Source organism: Methylobacterium sp. EM32 (genome assembly GCF_040593685.1).
GTDB lineage: Bacteria > Pseudomonadota > Alphaproteobacteria > Rhizobiales > Beijerinckiaceae > Methylobacterium.
In genome coordinates this window covers 1-18867 of the sequence record NZ_JBEXZS010000072.1, presented here as the reverse complement: position 1 = coordinate 18867, position 18867 = coordinate 1, and the positions used below count along the sequence as shown (strand labels likewise).

Annotated in this window: 18 protein-coding genes and 1 pseudogene; 11 read left to right on the top strand and 8 right to left on the bottom strand. The window is 68.8% G+C overall.

Features of this window, described 5'->3' with window-relative positions; all coding sequences use genetic code 11:
* Nucleotides 1–51: 51 nt before the first annotated feature.
* The 10 genes and pseudogenes from ABZT49_RS10575 to ABZT49_RS10530 all read left to right on the top strand — a co-directional run.
* Nucleotides 52–972, top strand: coding sequence for a branched-chain amino acid ABC transporter permease (locus ABZT49_RS10575; RefSeq protein WP_093569562.1), 921 nt, complete (start codon nt 52–54; stop codon nt 970–972).
* The gene (livM, locus tag ABZT49_RS10570) at nt 972–2390 is read left to right on the top strand and encodes a high-affinity branched-chain amino acid ABC transporter permease LivM (protein ID WP_355285998.1); all 1419 of its coding nucleotides are present in this window, start codon (nt 972–974) and stop codon (nt 2388–2390) included. The genes ABZT49_RS10575 and livM overlap by 1 nt, the downstream gene beginning before the upstream one ends.
* Nucleotides 2390–3250, top strand: coding sequence for an ABC transporter ATP-binding protein (locus ABZT49_RS10565; protein ID WP_355285997.1), 861 nt, complete (start codon nt 2390–2392; stop codon nt 3248–3250). Before livM ends, ABZT49_RS10565 begins: the two co-directional genes overlap by 1 nt.
* Complete coding sequence (locus ABZT49_RS10560; protein ID WP_355285995.1) at nt 3247–4029, top strand: ABC transporter ATP-binding protein; 783 nt, start codon at nt 3247–3249, stop codon at nt 4027–4029. The genes ABZT49_RS10565 and ABZT49_RS10560 overlap by 4 nt, the downstream gene beginning before the upstream one ends.
* A complete protein-coding gene (locus tag ABZT49_RS10555; protein WP_355285993.1) occupies nt 4029–4376 on the top strand; it encodes a DUF6867 family protein in 348 nt (115 codons plus the stop codon). Before ABZT49_RS10560 ends, ABZT49_RS10555 begins: the two co-directional genes overlap by 1 nt.
* Before the next feature lie 160 nt (nt 4377–4536).
* Nucleotides 4537–5664 (top strand): branched-chain amino acid ABC transporter substrate-binding protein, encoded by a 1128-nt coding sequence (locus tag ABZT49_RS10550; protein WP_355285991.1) that lies wholly within the window; start codon nt 4537–4539, stop codon nt 5662–5664.
* 255 nt (nt 5665–5919) lie between these two features.
* Nucleotides 5920–6198: a translation initiation factor IF-1 gene (gene infA, locus ABZT49_RS10545; protein ID WP_048429304.1), complete on the top strand. Its 279-nt coding sequence runs from the start codon at nt 5920–5922 to the stop codon at nt 6196–6198.
* A gap of 80 nt (nt 6199–6278) precedes the next feature.
* Nucleotides 6279–6962, top strand: a complete 684-nt coding sequence (gene rpe, locus ABZT49_RS10540; protein WP_355285989.1) for a ribulose-phosphate 3-epimerase — start codon at nt 6279–6281, stop codon at nt 6960–6962.
* Between the two features lie 48 nt (nt 6963–7010).
* Entirely contained in the window at nt 7011–7418 is a 408-nt protein-coding gene (locus tag ABZT49_RS10535; protein ID WP_355285987.1) for a hypothetical protein, read from the top strand.
* A gap of 88 nt (nt 7419–7506) precedes the next feature.
* Nucleotides 7507–7710 (top strand): annotated as a pseudogene (locus ABZT49_RS10530) (hypothetical protein); the annotation flags it as partial.
* A gap of 317 nt (nt 7711–8027) precedes the next feature.
* Here the strand turns inward: ABZT49_RS10530 and ABZT49_RS10525 are convergent.
* From ABZT49_RS10525 to ABZT49_RS10495, 7 genes are all read right to left on the bottom strand, one after another.
* Nucleotides 8028–8225: a hypothetical protein gene (locus tag ABZT49_RS10525; RefSeq protein ID WP_355285985.1), complete on the bottom strand. Its 198-nt coding sequence runs from the start codon at nt 8223–8225 to the stop codon at nt 8028–8030.
* Nucleotides 8222–8512: a hypothetical protein gene (locus tag ABZT49_RS10520; protein WP_355285983.1), complete on the bottom strand. Its 291-nt coding sequence runs from the start codon at nt 8510–8512 to the stop codon at nt 8222–8224. The genes ABZT49_RS10525 and ABZT49_RS10520 overlap by 4 nt, the downstream gene beginning before the upstream one ends.
* Nucleotides 8513–8530: 18 nt before the next feature.
* The gene (gene parC / locus ABZT49_RS10515) at nt 8531–10777 is read right to left on the bottom strand and encodes a DNA topoisomerase IV subunit A (protein ID WP_355285981.1); all 2247 of its coding nucleotides are present in this window, start codon (nt 10775–10777) and stop codon (nt 8531–8533) included.
* A 205-nt stretch (nt 10778–10982) separates the two neighbouring features.
* Nucleotides 10983–11723 (bottom strand): DNA repair protein RecO, encoded by a 741-nt coding sequence (gene recO, locus ABZT49_RS10510; RefSeq protein ID WP_355285979.1) that lies wholly within the window; start codon nt 11721–11723, stop codon nt 10983–10985.
* 136 nt (nt 11724–11859) lie between these two features.
* Nucleotides 11860–12510, bottom strand: a complete 651-nt coding sequence (locus tag ABZT49_RS10505) for a DUF2867 domain-containing protein (RefSeq protein WP_355285977.1) — start codon at nt 12508–12510, stop codon at nt 11860–11862.
* Between the two features lie 209 nt (nt 12511–12719).
* Complete coding sequence (locus tag ABZT49_RS10500) at nt 12720–14288, bottom strand: ATP-binding protein (protein ID WP_355285975.1); 1569 nt, start codon at nt 14286–14288, stop codon at nt 12720–12722.
* Nucleotides 14289–14674: 386 nt separating this feature from the next.
* A complete protein-coding gene (locus ABZT49_RS10495) occupies nt 14675–15385 on the bottom strand; it encodes an SGNH/GDSL hydrolase family protein (RefSeq protein ID WP_355285973.1) in 711 nt (236 codons plus the stop codon).
* 217 nt (nt 15386–15602) lie between these two features.
* Between ABZT49_RS10495 and ABZT49_RS10490 the strand changes: the two genes are divergently transcribed.
* Nucleotides 15603–16628: a chemotaxis protein CheA gene (locus tag ABZT49_RS10490; RefSeq protein ID WP_355285972.1), complete on the top strand. Its 1026-nt coding sequence runs from the start codon at nt 15603–15605 to the stop codon at nt 16626–16628.
* A 126-nt stretch (nt 16629–16754) separates the two neighbouring features.
* Here ABZT49_RS10490 and ABZT49_RS10485 read toward each other — a convergent pair whose 3' ends face one another.
* The gene (locus ABZT49_RS10485) at nt 16755–18491 is read right to left on the bottom strand and encodes a calcineurin-like phosphoesterase family protein (RefSeq protein ID WP_355285971.1); all 1737 of its coding nucleotides are present in this window, start codon (nt 18489–18491) and stop codon (nt 16755–16757) included.
* Between the last annotated feature and the right edge of the window lie 376 nt (nt 18492–18867).

Here is an 18867-nt window from a genome sequence, read left to right as displayed (position 1 = left end):
CGGCCAGGGAGGCCCGGGCTCGAACCGCCCGCGAACGGAGAACGTGACCGCATGGAGGTCTTCGCGCAGCAGCTCATCAACGGGCTGACGCTGGGGTCGATCTACGGCCTCATCGCCATCGGCTACACGATGGTGTTCGGCATCATCGGCATGATCAACTTCGCCCATGGCGACGTGTTCATGCTCTCGGCCTTCATCGCGCTGATCACCTTCCTGATCGTCACGACCTGGCTCGGCATCTCGTCGATCGCGCTGGCACTCCTCATCGTGCTGATCTGCGCGATGGTGCTCACCGCCCTGTGGGGCTGGTCGATCGAGCGCATCGCCTACCGGCCGTTGCGCGGCTCGTTCCGCCTGGCGCCGCTGATCTCGGCGATCGGCGTCTCGATCTTCCTGTCGAACTTCGTCCAGGTGGTGCAGGGCGCCCGCAACAAGCCGACGCCGCCGATGATGCGCGACGTGATCACGCTGTGGACCGGCGATAACGGTTACGCGGTGGCGCTCTCCTACAAGCAGATCATCATCATGCTGACCACGGTCGTGCTGCTCGCCGGGTTCTGGTACCTGGTGCAGAAGACGCCGCTCGGTCGGGCGCAACGCGCCTGCGAGCAGGACCGCAAGATGGCCGCGCTGCTGGGCATCGACGTCGACCGCACCATCTCGCTGACCTTCGTGCTCGGTGCGGCCCTCGCGGCGGTCGCCGGCACGATGTACCTCCTCTATTACGGCGTCGTGTCCTTCGCCGACGGCTTCACCCCCGGCGTCAAGGCCTTCACGGCGGCGGTGCTCGGCGGCATCGGCAGCCTGCCGGGCGCGGTGCTCGGGGGGCTCCTCATCGGCCTCGTCGAGACCTTCTGGTCGGCGTATTTCTCCATCGAGTACAAGGACGTGGCGGCGTTCTCGATCCTCGCCATCGTGCTCATCTTCATGCCGTCCGGCATCCTCGGCCGGCCCGAGGTCGAGAAGGTCTGATGGCGAACCCGCCCACCACCCTGGCGGCGGCCTCCGCCGCCGACCGCGCCGCCACCGACATGGCGGCGATCGTCAAGGACGCGGCGCTCTTCGCGCTCGTCACCCTCGGCCTCTGCGTGCCGATCATCGCCTTCCGCACCGATCTCAGCCAGACCTCGTCCCTCGACCTCGTGCCGCGCTGGGGCCTCGTGGCGATCCTGTGCGGCATCGTCTTCGTCGCGCGTCTGGCCCAGCGCCTGGTCCTCGCCAACCGCGATGCCCGCCGGGCGCTCACCCCGTCGCCGGCCCAGGCGACCGAGGCGGTCCACGCCGAGCCGAACGCCTCGCAGAAGCTCTCGTCCTACGCCCTGCCGGCCTTCCTCGGGGTGACCCTCGCCTTTCCCCTCCTGGTGGTGCTCGGCACCGGGGGCCTCGGCGAGTCGCGCTACTGGATCGACCTCGGCATCCTGATCCTCACCTACGTGATGCTGGGCTGGGGCCTCAACATCGTGGTCGGCCTCGCGGGCCTCCTCGATCTCGGCTACGTCGCCTTCTACGCGGTCGGCGCCTATTCCTACGCGCTGCTCTCGACTGTGTTCGGCCTGTCGTTCTGGGTCTGCCTGCCGCTCGCCGGCCTGTTCGCGGGCCTGTGGGGCATGATGCTGGGCTTCCCCGTCCTGCGGCTTCGCGGCGACTACCTCGCCATCGTGACCCTCGCCTTCGGCGAGATCATCCGCCTGGTGCTGATCAACTGGACCGACTTCTCTGGCGGCGCCGCCGGCATCTCGTCGATCCCGCGCGCCACCTTCTTCGGCGTTCCGTTCACGGCGGACGAGGACGGGTTTGCGGCGAAGTTCGGGCTCGATTTCAGCCCGATGCACCGGGTGATCTTCCTCTACTACCTGATCCTGGCGCTGGCGCTGATCACCAACGGCGTGACCTTGCGCCTGCGGCGCCTGCCGATCGGCCGGGCCTGGGAGGCGCTGCGCGAGGACGAGATCGCCTGCCGCTCCCTCGGCATCAACACCACCAATACCAAGCTCACGGCCTTCGCGCTCGGCGCGATGTTCGGCGGGTTCGCCGGGTCGTTCTTCGCCGTGCGTCAGGGCTTCGTCAGCCCGGAGAGCTTCAACTTCCTCGAGAGCGCGATCATCCTGGCGATCGTGGTGCTGGGCGGCATGGGCTCGCAGATCGGCGTCGCCATCGCGGCGGTCGCGATGGTCGGCGGGCCGGAGCTGCTGCGCAACCTCGGCTTCCTCAAGGCGGTGTTCGGCGAGGGCTTCGATCCGAGCGAGTACCGCCTGCTGCTGTTCGGCCTCGCCATGGTGATCATGATGATCTGGCGCCCCCGCGGCCTGATCTCGGAGCGCGCGCCCTCGATCGTGCTGAAGGAGCGCAAGCGCATCTCGGGCTCGCTCGTGAAGGAGGGCCACGGCTGATGGCCGATACGCTCGCCTCCCCCCGCATGGCCGATCCGGTCCTCGCGGTCGACCACGTCACCATGCGCTTCGGCGGCCTCGTCGCCGTCAACGACCTGTCGTTCCGGGTCGGCCGCGGCGACATCACGGCGCTGATCGGGCCGAACGGCGCCGGCAAGACCACGGTCTTCAACTGCATCACCGGCTTCTACAAGCCGACCGAGGGCATGATGACCCTGCGCCACCGCGACGGCGCGGAGTTCCTGCTGGAGCAGCTGCCCGGCTACGCGGTGAACCGCAATGCGCGGGTCGCCCGCACGTTCCAGAACATCCGCCTGTTCACCGGCATGACGGTGCTGGAGAACCTGCTGGTGGCCCAGCACAACCCGCTGATGCTGGCCTCCGGCTTCACCATCGCGGGGCTGCTCGGCCTGCCCGCATACCGGCGGGCCGAGGCGGCCGCGGTCGAGAAGGCGAAGGAGTGGCTGGAACGCATCCACCTGATGCACCGCGCCGACGATCCGGCCGGTGCCCTGCCCTACGGCGACCAGCGCCGGCTCGAGATCGCTCGCGCCATGTGCACCGATCCGGTCCTGCTCTGCCTCGACGAGCCGGCCGCAGGCCTCAACCCGCGGGAATCGCTGCTGCTCAATGATCTCCTGCGGGCGATCCGCGACGACCACGACACCTCGGTGCTCCTCATCGAGCACGACATGTCGGTGGTGATGGAGATCTCCGACCATGTCGTGGTGCTCGATTACGGCACCAAGATCGCCGACGGCACGCCGGCGGAGATCCAGAGCGACCAGAGCGTGATCGCCGCCTATCTCGGCGTCGAGGACGACGAGGTGGAGCAGGTCGAGGCGGAGGTGGGGGTATGAGCGTCGCCGGCATCAACGTCCTGGTCGACGAGACCCGCGCCCGGGAGGCCGGCGCCCGGGCCCCGCTCCTGACCGTCCGCGGGGTCAAGACCTATTACGGCAACATCATCGCGCTCAAGGGTGTCGATCTCGACGTCAACGAGGGCGAGATCGTCACGCTGATCGGCGCCAACGGCGCCGGCAAGTCGACCCTGATGATGACGATCTTCGGCAGCCCGAGGGCGCGCGAGGGCACCATCACCTATGCGGGCCGGGACATCACCAAGATGCCGACCCATGAGATCGCCCGCCTCAACCTGGCGCAATCGCCGGAAGGGCGGCGGATCTTTCCGCGGATGACCGTTTACGAGAACCTGCAGATGGGGGCGCAGGTCAATGGCGGTGCCCATTTCGAGCAGGACCTGGAGCGGGTCTGCGCGATGTTCCCCCGGCTCAAGGAGCGGCTCTACCAGCGCGGCGGCACGATGTCGGGCGGCGAGCAGCAGATGCTGGCGATCGCCCGCGCCCTGATGAGCCGCCCGCGGCTCCTGATGCTCGACGAGCCGTCGCTGGGTCTCGCCCCGCTCATCGTCAAGCAGATCTTCTCCGCCATCAAGGAGCTCAACGAGCGCGACGGCATGACGGTGTTCCTCGTCGAGCAGAATGCCTACCACGCCCTGAAGCTCGCCCATCGCGGCTACGTCATGGTGACGGGGACGATCACCATGTCGGGCACCGGCAAGCAGCTCCTCGACGACCCGTCGGTGAAGGCCGCCTATCTCGAGGGAGGACGGCACTGATGCAGGGGATCCTCTACGAGGAGAGCACGATCTGGCTCTTCCTGCTCGTCACGGTGGTGATGGGCGGCTGGATGGCCTGGATGATCGGGCGCGGCATCGCGCTCGGCTGGAAGCCGTACTGGCAGGCGATCGTCTCGCTCCTGCTGCTCGGCATCGCCGTGCGCTTCATCCACCACGCCCTGTTCGAGGGCAGCTTCCTGTCGCCGCACTACTACGTCGTCGACACGATCGTGCTGCTCGTCATCGGCTCGGCCGGCTACCGCGCCACCCGCGCGCGGCAGATGACGACCCAGTACCGCTGGCTCTACGAGCGCAGCGGCCCGCTCTCCTGGCGGGCGAAGGCTTAAACGCCCGCCCCCTGCCCCGCGCCCTCCGGCGCGAGGGCTGCCACCGATCCGGGGTCTTTTCAGCCCCGGTGCACCGAATCCGGGGTCCCCACGCCCCGGTCTCCCGGCCGAAAGGGCCCGCGAGCCCGACGTTTCCCGTCGATCCCAGAGGAGTACAGAGATGAAGCGCACGCTACTGGCCGGCTTCGCCCTCGCGGCCGGCCTCGCCTGGGCCGGATCGGCGCAGGCTCAGATCAAGCTCGGCGTGGCCGGCCCGATCACCGGTGCCAACGCCGCCTTCGGCGCCCAGCTCAAGAACGGCGCCGAGCAGGCCGTGACCGACATCAACAAGGCCGGTGGCATCAACGGCCAGAAGATCGTCCTGGTCATCGGCGACGACGCCTCGGATCCGAAGCAGGGCGTCTCGGTCGCCAACAAGTTCGCCGCCGAGGGCGTGAAGGCCGTGGTCGGCCACTTCAACTCGGGCGTCTCGATCCCGGCCTCCGACGTCTACGCCGAATCCGGCATCGTCGAGATCACCCCGGCCTCGACCAACCCGAAATACACCGACCGCAAGCTGTGGAACACCTTCCGCACCTGCGGCCGCGACGACCAGCAAGGCGCGGTCGCCGGCACCTGGCTGGCGGACAAGTTCAAGGGCAAGAACATCGCCTTCGTGCACGACAAGACGCCCTACGGCCGCGGCCTCGCCGACGAGACCCTGAAGACCCTGAAGTCCAAGGGCGGCAAGGACGTGCTGTTCGAGGGCATCAACCCGGGCGAGAAGGATTATTCCGCGCTCGTCTCGAAGCTGAAGCAGGCCAAGGCCGACGTGGTCTATTACGGCGGCCTGCACACCGAGGCCGGCCTGATCGTGCGCCAGATGCGCGACCAGGGCCTCAACGCCCCGCTGATGAGCGGCGACGGCATCACCGACAAGGAATTCGCGCAGATCGCCGGCCCGGGCGCCGACGGCACGCTGATGACCTTCTCGCCGGATGCCCGCAAGAACGCCAACGCCAAGGACGTGGTCGCGGCCTTCAAGGCCCGCAACATCGATCCCGAGGCCTACACCCTGTATTCCTACGCCGCGGTGCAAATCCTGAAGGCCGCGATGGAGGCCACCAAGTCGACCGATGGCAAGAAGGTCGCGGCCTACATGGCCGAGGGCAAGCCGTTCAAGACCGTGATCGGCGACATCTCCTACGACAAGAAGGGTGACATCACCCGTCCCGACTATGTGATGTACATGTGGAAGAAGGGCGGCGACGGCCGGATCGACTATACCGGCAACGAGCTGACCCAGTAACGATCACGAGCCTTCGGGCCGGTCCGGCGCTCCCCGAGCGCCGGGCCGTTTTCCGTTGACGAAGCCGTGCGTGCGTCACACGCGCGGCTTGCGCGTCCCTTCGCCTCACCTTACATGCACAGCGAGCGTTACAAGGCCATCAGCGCGCCCGGCATCTCGGCCGAGCACCCGTACGGCCGGCCGCGTCGCGATCGAATTCCGAAGATGTGCTCCCGGCGGCGCCGACCGCGACGGCGACCCGGGTGGAGAGTGTGAATGGCGAAAGAAGAGTTGATGCAGTTCGACGGTCTCGTGCTCGAGATCCTGCCGGACGCGCGTTACCGCGTGCAGCTCGACCAGGGCCACGAGATCGTGGCCTACACGGCCGGCAAGATGAAGAAGAACCGCATCAAGACTCTGGCCGGCGACCGGGTCACCGTCGAGATGTCGCCCTACGACCTGGAGAAGGGTCGCCTGGTGTTCCGTCACAAGGACGAGCGCTCCTCGGGCCCGCGCCCGCCGTTCCGCGGCGGCAGCCAGTTCCGCCGGCGCTGATCCGTCCTCCACAAGACCTGTGTCTGCGCGGGGCTGGGGTGAGAACCCTGGCCTTTTGCGCGTCTTAGAGAGGCTCTGCCATGACCCGTCCCCTGGTGATCGCCCCCTCGATCCTGTCGGCCGATTTCGCCCGGCTCGGCGACGAAGTCCGCGACGTGGTCGCGGCCGGGGCCGACTGGGTCCATATCGACGTGATGGACGGCCACTTCGTGCCGAACCTCACCTTCGGCCCCGTCGTGGTGAAGGCGTTGCGCCCGCACACGAGCGCGGTGTTCGACGTCCACCTGATGATCGCTCCCGCCGATCCCTACCTCGCGGCCTTCGCGGAGGCCGGTGCCGACATCATCACGGTCCATGCCGAGGCGGGTCCCCACCTGCACCGCTCGCTCCAGACCATCCGGGCGCTCGGCAAGAAGGCCGGTGTCGCGATCAACCCAGGCTCGCCGGCGAGCCTGGTCGAGCCGGTGCTCGACATGGTCGACCTCGTGCTGTGCATGACGGTCAATCCGGGCTTCGGCGGCCAGAGCTTCATCGGCTCGGTCTGCGAGACGGTGTCGCGGGTGCGCGCCATGACCGCCGGCCGCGACATCGACATCGAGGTCGATGGCGGCGTGACGCCGGAGACGGCGCCGGCGGTGGTGCGGGCCGGGGCGAACGCCCTCGTCGCGGGCTCGGCCACCTTCAAGGGCGGGCGCGAGGCCTATGCCGACAACATCGCGGCGATCCGCCGGGCGGCGGAGGGGGCTGCGGGGCAGTGGGTGTGATTACATGTTACTTGTTTCTAATTCATCGAATTTCGGGCCTAGAATAATATGATAGATTTAATTCAAAATAAAGAATTAATCGCTGCCTTCGTGGGCGCCGTGGCGACATTATTTGCGGTATTTTTAGCTGCAAGTTTAAGTGTAAAATATCTTCGAGTTTCTGAATTGAAGAGATTGCGAATAAAATGTGTCGTCGATTTGATTTCATATCGGTTCGTAATTTCTGGAAATAGCACGTCCGATGCGAAGGTCGTTTTTTTTGCTGCGTTGAACGCTATTCCTAGTTTGTTCGGCGACGATCATACGATAATGCGGCATCTGCGCGATTTTCGTGAACATGATAGCAGCAAAAAGAATGATTCTCTTCTTAGCTTGATAAAAATTACGGCCGAAAAATCAGGGGTTTCTTTGCTTAATGTATCAGATGTTGATTTACTAAAACCATTTTCTATGTGAATTATTCGCAAAGTATCATAAAAAAATAAATGCAAACATGTAATTCGCGGGCCGATTCGAGAAGTAGTTCCACACCGCGTACAATCATGGCCGCTGGTTCTACAGTGATCGCTCTGACCCGGCATGGCCCTGGAGCGGTGGCTACTCGCTCGGCTACGAGCTTGTGCGTCGGTACCACGCGGCGACGGGCACGACGGCGTCGAAGGACGCAACGCTATCAGCGGAGGACGCTTGGCCGGTACTCTCCCAGATTCTCGCAACTCTGGTCGTTGAACAGGCGGGCACAGCCTGAGAGCCAGTTTGAGTGGCTGTTAAAGAATTGACACTCTCCGGGTCATTCCGGGGCCGCGCAGCGGAGCCCGGAATCCAGACACCCAGGTAGTCGAGAACAAGGCGGAACATCGCCCGCTTTATCCTGAACCATTCGCGGTTCTGGATTCCGGGCTCCGCTGCGCGGCCCCGGAATGACCCGGAGGGAATCAAGACTGTCGGGCGAATTAAAACAGGTTCTGAATCGGACGGAGCGGCACCATCCGCTCCAGTCACCGCACTGTGGCCGTCTCCCACGATCTGGCAATGGTGGCGGAGAGCAGCGGGCCGTGTGTCGGATCAGCGCCCGGCCGCGCGCCGGACGGCCCGGGGGCGGTACTCGCGGGGATGGCGTGGCGGCACCGTATCCGCTGCGATCCGCGCCGCCCGCCGGTCGAGCCGGGCGGCCGACCGGCGCAGACCGACCACGCCGAGCGCCGCCGCGCCTCCCACGAGACAGGGCACCAGAACCAGGGCGTAGGTCGTCAGGCTCATCATCGCAGGTTGGTCAACGTCAGCCTCGCACCGAAGTGTAGACCAACGCCGAGCACGAACCAAACGGCCATCAGCGCGAGGGCGGGCGCAGTGACGCGGCCCGTCGTCGCCATGGCGGCGGTGAGCGGGGCGACGATGCCCGTGATGGTGAAACCGGCCGCGCCGATATTCATCAGGTTCGCGGTCAGCTTCACCTGCTCGTTGTGGACGAGGATGTCGCGGGCGAGCCGTAAACGCTCCTCGTCGGCTTCGTCCTCACCCGTTCCCTCGGGTTGCAGCCCGCCCGCCATGCGCGATCCGGGCCCGGGTCACGGGCGATTGGCTTTAGGATAGCCCCGCGGCGCCATCGCGCCGGCGCCGCCGCGATGGCCGACCCACTTCGCCAGCTCCTCGCCGGCCTCCGAGCGGGTGCGCCCGGCGCTGTCGGGCCAGGTCAGGCCGTCGGCGAGGCGGAAGATCACCACCGAGTCGAGCGTGCCGTCTCGATACTTCTGCAGCCGCACGCCCTTGCCGCGGACCATCTCGGGGATCTCCGCGAGGGGGAAGACCGTCAGCAGGCGGTTGGTGCCGCAGACCGCGACGTGGTCGCCCTCCCCCACTTCGAGAACGAGGCTGGCGGTGGCCGGCTCGTCGAGCCCGATCACCTGCTTACCCTTCCGGGTATTGGCCACGAGCCCATCGGCCGGGGTGACGAAGCCGCGCCCGTCGGTGGTGGCGAGCAGCAGCTTCACGCCGGGCTTGTGCGCCCAGACGGTGACGATCTCGGACCCCTCGTCCATGTCGACCATCAGGCGGATTGGATCGCCGAAGCCGCGCCCGCCGGGGAGCTTCGCCGCCTCCAGGGTGAAGACCTTGCCGTTCGAGGCCAGCACCAGGATCTTGGCGGTCGTCTCGGTCGGGAAGCTCACCTTGAGCGTGTCGTCGCCCTTGAACTGGACACCCGAAAGGTCGGCGACGTGGCCCTTGAGCGCCCGGATCCAGCCCTTCTGCGAGACGATCACGGTGATCGGCTCGCGCTCGACCATCGCCTCCGAAAAATCGATGCCGGAGGTGTCGGGCGGGTTCTCGAGCGTGGTGCGGCGGCGGCCGAGCGGGGTCTCGGGACCGTAGGTCTTGCGCACGGCCCGGATCTGGGTCGCGATCGACTTCCACTGCTTCTCGTCGGAGCCCATCAGCCCGTCGAGATCGGCCTTCTCCTTGGTCAGCGCGTCGTGCTCGCGCTTCAGCTCCATCTCCTCCAGCTTCCGCAAGGAGCGCAGCCGCGTGTCGAGGATGGCGTTGGCCTGCAACTCGGTCAGCTCGAAGACCCGCATCAGCTCGGCTTTCGGCTCGTCCTCCTCGCGGATGATCTGGATCACCCGGTCGAGGTCGAGATAGACGATGAGCAGGCCGCCGAGGATCTCGAGCCGGCGCTCGATCTGGGCGAGGCGGTGGCGCGAGCGGCGCTGGAGCACGACCCGGCGGTGGTCGAGCCATTCGCGCAGGGCCTCGGCGAGGCCGATCACCCGGGGCACCGTGCCGCCGACCAGCACGTTCATGTTCAGCGAGATGCGGCTCTCCAGCTCGGTGAGCCGGAACAGCGATTCCATCAGCACCACGGGATCGACGGTCCGCGAGCGCGGCTCCAGCACCACCCGCACGTCCTCGGCCGATTCGTCGCGCACGTCGGCGAGCAGCGGCAGCTTCTTCTCCTGGAGAAGCTCGGCCATCTTCTCGATCAGCCGCGCCTTCGGCACGCCGTAGGGGATCTCGGTGACGACCACCGCCCAGGTGCCGCGGCCGAGATCCTCCTTCTGCCAGCGCGCCCGCACCCGGAAGCCGCCGCGCCCGGTGCGGTAGGCCTCGGCGATCGAGGCCGCGGAATCGATCACGATGCCGCCGGTCGGGAAGTCGGGTCCCTTGACGAAGGTGGTCAGCTGCTCGGAGGTCGCGGCCGGGTGGGTGATGAGGTAGAGCGCGGCCTCGCACAGTTCCGCCACGTTGTGCGGCGGGATCGAGGTCGCCATGCCGACGGCGATGCCCTGGGAGCCGTTGGCCAAGAGGTTCGGGAAGGCCGCCGGCAGGACGACCGGCTCCTCTTCCTGCCCGTCGTAGTTCGGGCGGAAATCGACCGCGTCCTCGTCCATCCCCTCGAGGAGGAGGCGGGCGACCTCCGTCATCCGGCACTCGGTGTACCGCTGCGCCGCCGGGTTGTCGCCGTCGATGTTGCCGAAATTGCCCTGGCCGTCGACCAGCGGATAGCGCTGGGCGAAGTCCTGCGCGAGGCGCACGAGCGCATCGTAGACCGCGACGTCGCCGTGCGGGTGATACTTGCCGATCACGTCGCCGACGACGCGGGCGCACTTCTTGTAGGCGCTGCCGGGATCGAGGCGGAGCAGCCGCATCGCGTGCAAGATACGCCGGTGCACCGGCTTGAGGCCGTCGCGGGCATCGGGCAGCGCCCGGTGCATGATCGTCGAGAGCGCGTAGGCGAGATAGCGCTCCTCAAGCGCCGCCTTCAGGTCGACGTTCTCGATCCCGTCGCGGTCGGAGGGTGGCTCGAAGGGCTTTCCCATGGGCGGACGTCAACTCACGGTTTCGGCGGTCTCAAGATGAGAACATAACACGAACATATGCCGATTGCCAGGAAGGCGAGACAACCCCTCCTTGCGCTCGATTGGTGCCTTCGCCTGCGCGAAGGCGTCCGGCGCATCAGCGCCGGCGCCCGTTCGGGCTTGCCTCCGCTCCGGCGAACGCTCTGCATTCGCCGGAGCGGAGGAATCACGTGGACCCGGCTGTGCCGAGGGCGACGAACCGCACCCTCTCCTCGGGCTCGGCGAGGTCGCGTGGGCCCCAGATGTGCTGGTCGAGGAAATAACCCGTTAAGGTAAATCCTTGCTTGATGTCCCGCGCCGTCGGCACGTTGAGGCCGCGTCGGTCGGGGCGGTCGACCAGGAAGTCGGGCAGCGCGAGCAGCCGGTCGCGCCAGGGCTCGCCGGCGGCCGCACTCACCGCCCGCCCGCTCTTCGGCGAAACATAAGCCAAGTACTCGTTGGTGCCGGTGGCGGCGCAGGCCGAGAGGTCGAGGCCGAAGCCGAGTTCGGCGAGCATCGCGAGCTCGAACCGCACCATCAGGGCGGGGGCGATCTCGGGCTCGTGCAGGTGCTCGATCAGCACGGTTGCTGCCGCGTACAGCGCGGGATGCGGATCGCGCTCGGGCAGCAGCCGCAGCAGGCCTGCGGCGTAGCCGATGCCGTAGAGCGCGAGGCGCGAGCCGATCAGCCGGGCGCTGGCGCTCACGATCGGCTCGACGGCGTAGGAGCCCAGCCCCTCGTCGAGCCGCGCCCTCCACACCGCCCGCAAGAGGTTGCCGGGCTGGAGCACCGGCTGCATCCGGCGCGAGCGCCCGCCATGGACGAGGCCGAGATGCCGGCCGTGCTCGGCCGTCATCAGTTCGAGGACGACGCCGGTCTCGCCGTGCCGCCGCGCCCCGAGAACCAGCCCGTCATCCGTCCATTGCATAGGACGGTCCATAGCTGGTCGGGGGCCGGAACTGAACCGGGTTTCGGGAGCGAAACCGGATCGGCTCGGCTGTGCCGCAGCGCCGTTTTCGACCCGTTGCCATCCCCCGGACGATCCTAATTGACTGCAAGGTCCATCATGCAACGACCCTGCCCGGCTGGAATGCCGCGGCCCGTTGCAGGACGGAGCGGACGACAAGGACGTGCCCGGGCATGATGGCTGCGAGATAGGCGCGGCCGAGCCGGTTGTGGCAGCGCACGACCGTGGTGGCGACGAGGTCCGTCTGCCCGTCCAGGCGTCGGCTGAGACGAAGCGACAGGCGAAAATCGAGATGGCGGTCGTCCTCTCCCAGGACGATCTCGCGCTCGGACCGAGAGAGGACCGGGAAGAAGTCGATCCGGTCCCGGCCGTCGGCCTTCAGACGGGCCCTCATCTCACCCGACGTCCGAACGCCGAAGAGGCGCACGGCCGCGTCGCGCAGCGCCATGGCTGCGGTGATCCAGGGCGCCGGGTTCGAGAGCCCGTCCTGCGCCAGCCGCGATAGGTCGTGCGGTCCCGGCCCGGGCAGCGTCACCGCGAAGGCGTCGACGAGGTCCGCGCCCGGATACCAGGAGGCGACCGCACAATCGGTCGGCGGAATCATCGTCCGGATCTGGGACAAGCGCTCAGCCATGCTCACGGCTCCGGACTCCGACTTCGGGAATCGGAGCTTATCGCAGCTGCTCGCCTCGCTCACCTGACTGTTGATCCGCCCGTGCCCGTCCGAAGTGAAGACGGTGACGGTCAACGCGGTGCCGGATGCGGAACGTCCGCTCGCGAGCGGTTGGTCACCTCCCGTATCCCATCCTCATCAGCCCATCGAACCGCCACGCCGAGAGGTCCGAGCGCGCGCCGGAACCGGCCTCCCAAGCAGAGTTGTCCTGGGCAACTCTGCTTGGTTTCTTGTTTTTGCATTATTTTCGCCGCCGAACCGGCGACCGCTTCGGCGAATGGTGCTCAGGCCGGGGGCAGCAGCACGGAGAACCACATCCGGGTCCCGCGCCCCGGCTCGCTCGTGACGCCGATCTGCCCGCCCATCAGCTCGACGAGGTGGCGGCAGATGACGAGGCCGAGCCCGCTGCCGCCGAAGCGGCGCCGGATCGATTCGTCGCCCTGGCCGAAGGGCACGAACAGCCGTTCCTGCTGCGCCGCCGACATGCCGATGCCGGTGTCGCTCACCGTGAAGAGCAGCCGCCCTTCCCCGCCCCGCGCGGTGTCGGGGCTCACCGCCAGGACCACCCGGCCCGCCGGGGTGAACTTCACCGCGTTGGTCAGGAGGTTGAGCAGCACCTGCCGCAGGCGTCCGACATCGCCGAGCACCAGGGTCGGGGTGGCGGGGTCGCGCAGCACCTCCACCGCCACGCCCTTGCGCGAGGCCGCGCCCCGGGCGACGGCGGCGGTGCCCTCCATCAGGTCGGCGAGGAGGAAGGATTCGGGATCGAGGGCGACCTGGCCGGCCTCGATCTGCGCCACGTCGAGCACGTCGTCGACGACCCGGATCAGGATCTCGCCGGCCTCCTGGACGGCGGCGAGGTGGCGCAGGGTCTCGGGCTCGCGCGAGCGGCTGAGCATGTGCTCGGTGTAGCCCAGGACCGCGTTGAGCGGGTTGCGGATCTCGTGGCTCATCATCGCCAAAAAATCCGACTTGGCGCGGTTGGCCTGCTCGGCGCCCTCCTTGGCGTGGGACAGGGCCTGCTCGGCGCGCTTGCGGGCGGTGATGTCGAGGGTCAGGCCGACGATGCGCCCGCTCAACCCGTGGGCGTCGTCGAGGACGCGGCCGAGGCTCTGGATCCAGCGGGTGCCGCCGTGCTCGGCCGTCACCCGCACGTCGACGGAGAACGGCGTGCGGGTGGTGACCGCCTTGGTGACCGCGTCCCACAGCATGGCGCGATCGTCGGCATGGACTAGCCCGGTCCAGGCCGAGGAGGTGATGATGCAGGCCTGCGCCGAGAGGCCGTGCAGGCGCGCGCCCTCCGCCGAGAGCGAGAGCGCGCCGGTGCGCATGTTCCAGTCCCACAGGCCGACGCCGGCGGCCTTGTGGGTGAGGAGCAGCAGGTTGGTGGTGGCCTCCAGCGCCTGATTGTCGGCCACGACGTCGTCGACATCGGCGGCGGTCATCATCCAGCCGGTGATGCCGGCGCCCTCGCGGATCGGCACCACGTCGGTCTGGTGCCAGTGCCAGCGCCCGCTGGTGTCGCGCAGGCGGATCGTGAGGTCATAGGGCTGGCCGGAGCGGATGGCGGAGCTGCGCGCCGCCGCGGCGCGGTTGCGGTCCTTCGGGTGAATCACGCTGTCCCAGCCGTCGGGCTCGCCCAGGCTGGAGCCGATCTCCCGTGCCGACCGGTTGGCGAAGCGGACCGCCCCGTCGCGGTCGAGCATCCAGATCTTCTGCGGCAACGCGTCGAGGATCAGGCGCGACGGCAGCCCGCTCATCCCCGGCTCGCTCTCCGGAAGCGCACGGCCGAGGGCATCGCCCGGTCTGTCGACCGGGATGCCCGCGATCGGGTGCGCGGTCCGCGCCGTCATCAACTCTCCTACGCCATCGCGTCGAGCGTGAGGTGGCCGGCACCCGCGTGACGCCCGGGCGCGACCTCGGTCACGCCGCGGGCGCCGCCCGCGCCCAGCCGAATCGGGTAAATCCCGAATCCTGCTTCTGCTAACCCAAGGACGCGTTTTGTCCAAGAGCCTGATGCCGACTCCAAAAGCTTTCCTGGGCAAAATCGCCACCGGACCATGATCTGCCAGAGCAGCATCGAAATCATTTCGGCACTTGCCGCTGCGCGACGTCGAATAGGGTGGCGCTCCGAATGGAGGTGCGGTTGCACAGTCCTAGGTGGTAGGAGGGTGGACGAGAGCACCCTCAAGGCAAGTAAATCTTAACCATTGTCGTCCGGCAGCACCCCGGAACCGCGTCAGCGCGACTGGGCGGCAGGATCAGGGCAGGCCACCTCCTCCAGGCGCGCGGCGATGCGGTCCCGCGCGGCGGAGTCGAGGCCGAGATGGACCCCGTCCGGCGACCGGCCCGTGCCGGCCGCGTCGCGCAGGTCCGCGAAGGCGTCGACGAAGCGGCAGCCGGCGCGGGCGCATTCCTCCGACAGGATCGCCGAATAGGCCGGCGCGGCGGCGACGTCGTAGAACTTCCCGACCCCGGGCCGTGCGGCATCGAAGGGCGGCACCGCGGTGGCAACGACGCGCCGGGCGCGGGGCACGAGGTCGGCGAACAGCGCCCTCGCCTCCCCCCGGAACTGCTCGGCCGCCGTGTCCCGTCCGGAGCGCTGGCGCTGGGTGAGGTCGTTGGTGCCGATGGTCACCACGACCACCTCCGGCGGCCGGGGCAGCGCGATCCAGTCCGCCACCGCCCGCAGGCCGGAGATCCGCGTACCGGCGATGGCGGCGTTGACGGCGGGATGCCCGCACAGGGTCGGCAGGTGGAGGCGCTCCATCTGCGAATCGCCGAGGAGCAGCCCGTAGGGGCCGTCGATCTGCTTGAGCTCGCTCGAGACCGCGAAGGCCCGGGCCTCCCGGAAGGCCGCTACGCCCTGCCCGCCGCCGGCCCGGTGCCGGGCCACCAGGAATGCGGTGGTTCCCGCCACCAAGACGGCCGCGATCAGGCCGATCGCCATCTTCGTTCTCGTCTGCACCCGTCCTCGCGTCCGATCCCGACGCCCCCTCGAAGCCGTAGAAGCGCCCGCGCCTGCCGCGAGTCAATCGTGGATCGCCCCGACGTCTCGCGGGATTTCGCGAGGTTATCCACAGGACGCGTGTTTTCCACCGACATCTTCACGCCTGATTCGGTGGTTCTGATCATGGTTGAGGGCAGGTCATCGGAGAGCCCGTGCCATGATGCCAGTGGAGATCGACCCGTCGGAGGTGCGCCAGCCGCGCCGGGACCCGCACGAGAGCGTTCGCGCGCGCCTCGGCCGTCCGGCGATACTGGCGGCCCTGGCCGTGGTCGGGATCGGCGGCTGCGCCGGCCTCGCCGCGGCGGCCTATCCGACGATCAGCGACCTGCTGCGGCCGCGCCCCCCGGAGGTGCATTTCGGCCGCGTCGCCGAGATGCCGGAGATCAAGGACGGCATCCCGGCCCTGCGGACGAATCCGGTGCGCCAGGTTCCCATCGTTCAGGCATCCACCGTTCAGGTACCGGTCCCCCCGCCGGCGAGCGGTCAAGGGCCGACGGCGTCGGCGGTCCCCGCCGCCCTGCTCGATCCGGCCTCGACCGTGGCGACGGCGCCGCCGCAGAGCGCTCCCGTGCCGGGATCGCTGGCACAGACCTCGCCAATGCGGGGCTCCTGGTCGCCGGCCTCCGACGTGGCCGCGACCGGCACTGCCGCCGCGTTCCAACCCGTGCCCGCCACCTCGAAGGCGCCGGAGACGCCCCGGCCGGCCCCGGTCCGCGAAGCCAAGGCAGCCGGCGAGGCCGCAATGCCCCGCGCCGTCCCGGCGCCGCGCGAGCCCGCACCGCTGCCGCCGGCCCGGGCGGTGCAGGCCAAGGTGGAGCCCAAGGTCGACCCCAAACCCGTCGCCCCGCCGCCCGCGGCGAAGGCCGAGCCGAAGGCGACGCCGAGACCCGCGCCGGCCCGGGAGGCCAAGGCGGAGCCGGCAAAGCCCGCCCCGGCGAAGCACGCCGCCGAGAAGGCGGCCGCAGAGAAGGTCGCGGCCGAGAAGCGCCCGGCCGAGAAGCCGGTCGCCCGGCGCGAGAAGCCCGACGCGCATCAGCGCAGCGCCGCCGCCCAGCCGGCCGCGGCGCCGGCAGCAGAGGAGCCGACCCGCTTCCTCGGCGTGCCGATGCCCGATTTCGCCCCGGCCGGCCGCGCCATCAAGGAGACGGTCGACGCGGTGATCTCCCTGCCCAGCCGGCTGTGACCGCGAGAGCATCGTCCGACGACGTGGATGCCGGTTCGTCACAGGACATGCGGCAAAATCAATGAGCGAGAGAGCGTCGCGATGGCAGCGCGATCGTGACGCTCCCTCGCCGGCGCGGGCCGGCCGTCAGCCGGCCCTGCCCGCCCCGTCCAGCACCTCGAGCACCAGCGCGTCGCGGTGCGGGCGGCCGTACTCGTCGGTCGCCTCGACGGTGAGGCGGTGGGTGCCGGCCCTCAGGTCCCGCGGCAGGCGCGCGACCCAGAGATGCGAGCACGGCTCGGCCTTCACCCAGGACTTCTTCGTGGCGGCGTTGCGGGCGTAGAGCGCGGCGACGAACGGGTCGGGCCGGCGCGTCCGGGTCATCGCCACGAGCGGCCCGTCGCCGATGCGGAACGACGCCCGGCTGCGCGGCCCGCCGTCGAACAGGTTGACCACCACGTTGGTGCCGCCCGCGCTCTCGGCCGTGATGGTGGCGCCGAGCAGCTCGTAGAGCCGCGTGTCGGGCAGGCGGGCGAGGTCGTCGGCGTGGAACTGGCTCTCCAGCACGATCCGCATCTGTCGTCCCGCATCGTCGCTCGCCGGGACGTAGCGGGTGGTGATGGACCGTCCGCCGGTGACGCTGAGCAGGTGGAAGCCGTGCGGCGTGCCGTCGCGGCTGTCGGCGGTGGCGATGCCGCGCCGGTCCGGCGGGCCGCTCCACCACGAGCCCGAGACGGCGGTGAGCACGTGGTGGTGGTGGGCGTCCTCGCCGGTCGCTCCCGGTCGCCCGTCGGGGCCGAGATAATGGTGCTCGGTGGTGTGGGTGTGGCCGGAGACGCTGAGGGACGGGCGTCCGGCGAGGAGCCGCAGCAGCGGCACCCGGTCGGCGGTGCTGATGCCGGGATCGTCCGGCCCGAGATCGCTGGCGAGCGGTATGTGCATCGCCGCCACCACCGGGCGGTCGGTGGGAACCTGCTTCAGCAGGTTCTCGACGAAGGCGAGCTGGCGCTCGCCGATCCGGCCCTCGTAGCGCCCGCCCCGGGTCCCCGTGGCGGTGTGGGCGCCGAGGTAATGGACGTTGTCGAGCATCAGGAACAATACGCCGCCGTATTCCAGCGCGTAGTACGGCGCCCCAAAGCTGCGCTTGAAGGTCTCGCGGGAGTGGCGAGCGTCCGGCGCCTCGAAGTTGAGGTCGTGGTTGCCGCCGATGTGGAACCACGGCAGGCCCATCTGGGCGACGAGGCGATTCTGGCGCGGATAGAGCGAGAGATCGTCGAACAGCACGTCGCCGGTGGTCATGCCGAAGGCGATCTTGTTCGAGCCGTCCCGCATCCCGAGCACCCGGGCGATGGCGGTCTCGCGCACGAAGGTCAGTTCGGCGTGGCTCTCGGGCTGCGGATCGGTGAACAGCACCACGTCGAAGTCGCCGCTCTCCGGGCGTCGCACCAGGCCGAAATCGACGGAGGCCGGCAGCGGCCCGGTCGGCGCGATGCCGGGATAGCGCAGGGCCAGGTCCGGCGGCGTGCCGGCCGGCTGGTGGATGGTGGAGAAACGCGGCAGGCCGTCGGGCCCGGGCGGCAGGCCGAAGCCCGTCGGCTTGATCACGAAGATCACCGCCTCGTCGCCGACCGGCAGGGTGTAGCGCCCGTCCGCGCCGGTGCGGACCACCTCGCGGCCGTTCGAGACCAGCACGTCGGGCAGGCCCGGATCGTCGGGTCCGCGCCGTCCCTTGCCGCCCCGGTCCTCGTAGACGAGGCCGGTGACCTGTCCGGCTCCCTGACCCGTCCCCGGCGCGCCCTGCGCCCGCGCCGCGAGGGGCGCGAGCGCCAGGGCCGTGGCGCCAGCCAGGGTGGTGCGGCGGGTCAGGGTGTGGTGGTCCGTCATCGCGGTCTCGTCCTCCCGGCAGCCTCGCCGGGACGGACCGGGGCTGCACGCTGGTTCGCCCCGAGGCAATCACGGCTCCTTGACGGTTCAGTGACGGCCGGGCCCGTGCGGATCGCAGGAACGCGGCAAGCGCTGCGCGGGTGCCTTCGTCTTCGCGGCAATCTTGCGCGGATGGGGCCGTTCCCATCTCGGCGGAAAGCCACTCCTCCCGTCTCCACTTGGTCTGTTCCGAAACAAGTCAAGCGCGGGATCCCCTCTCCCGTGTGGGAGAGGGGTAGGGGTGAGGGTGACACGCTGCCGAATAAGACGCAGTGCGTCACGCTGCCAGCACGACGGTCATAGCTTCACACTGAAGCGTGTCACCCTCACCCCCGGC

What these genes read in the sequence shown, in the direction of transcription:
- ABZT49_RS10575 (WP_093569562.1), top strand. Translation starts at nt 52, where the DNA reads ATGGAGGTCTTCGCGCAGCAGCTCATCAACGGGCTGACGCTGGGGTCG.
- livM (WP_355285998.1), top strand. Translation starts at nt 972, where the DNA reads ATGGCGAACCCGCCCACCACCCTGGCGGCGGCCTCCGCCGCCGACCGC.
- ABZT49_RS10565 (WP_355285997.1), top strand. Translation starts at nt 2,390, where the DNA reads ATGGCCGATACGCTCGCCTCCCCCCGCATGGCCGATCCGGTCCTCGCG.
- ABZT49_RS10560 (WP_355285995.1), top strand. Translation starts at nt 3,247, where the DNA reads ATGAGCGTCGCCGGCATCAACGTCCTGGTCGACGAGACCCGCGCCCGG.
- ABZT49_RS10555 (WP_355285993.1), top strand. Translation starts at nt 4,029, where the DNA reads ATGCAGGGGATCCTCTACGAGGAGAGCACGATCTGGCTCTTCCTGCTC.
- ABZT49_RS10550 (WP_355285991.1), top strand. Translation starts at nt 4,537, where the DNA reads ATGAAGCGCACGCTACTGGCCGGCTTCGCCCTCGCGGCCGGCCTCGCC.
- infA (WP_048429304.1), top strand. Translation starts at nt 5,920, where the DNA reads ATGGCGAAAGAAGAGTTGATGCAGTTCGACGGTCTCGTGCTCGAGATC.
- rpe (WP_355285989.1), top strand. Translation starts at nt 6,279, where the DNA reads ATGACCCGTCCCCTGGTGATCGCCCCCTCGATCCTGTCGGCCGATTTC.
- ABZT49_RS10535 (WP_355285987.1), top strand. Translation starts at nt 7,011, where the DNA reads ATGATAGATTTAATTCAAAATAAAGAATTAATCGCTGCCTTCGTGGGC.
- ABZT49_RS10525 (WP_355285985.1), bottom strand. Translation starts at nt 8,225, where the DNA reads ATGATGAGCCTGACGACCTACGCCCTGGTTCTGGTGCCCTGTCTCGTG.
- ABZT49_RS10520 (WP_355285983.1), bottom strand. Translation starts at nt 8,512, where the DNA reads ATGGCGGGCGGGCTGCAACCCGAGGGAACGGGTGAGGACGAAGCCGAC.
- parC (WP_355285981.1), bottom strand. Translation starts at nt 10,777, where the DNA reads ATGGGAAAGCCCTTCGAGCCACCCTCCGACCGCGACGGGATCGAGAAC.
- recO (WP_355285979.1), bottom strand. Translation starts at nt 11,723, where the DNA reads ATGCAATGGACGGATGACGGGCTGGTTCTCGGGGCGCGGCGGCACGGC.
- ABZT49_RS10500 (WP_355285975.1), bottom strand. Translation starts at nt 14,288, where the DNA reads ATGACGGCGCGGACCGCGCACCCGATCGCGGGCATCCCGGTCGACAGA.
- ABZT49_RS10495 (WP_355285973.1), bottom strand. Translation starts at nt 15,385, where the DNA reads ATGGCGATCGGCCTGATCGCGGCCGTCTTGGTGGCGGGAACCACCGCA.
- ABZT49_RS10490 (WP_355285972.1), top strand. Translation starts at nt 15,603, where the DNA reads ATGATGCCAGTGGAGATCGACCCGTCGGAGGTGCGCCAGCCGCGCCGG.
- ABZT49_RS10485 (WP_355285971.1), bottom strand. Translation starts at nt 18,491, where the DNA reads ATGACGGACCACCACACCCTGACCCGCCGCACCACCCTGGCTGGCGCC.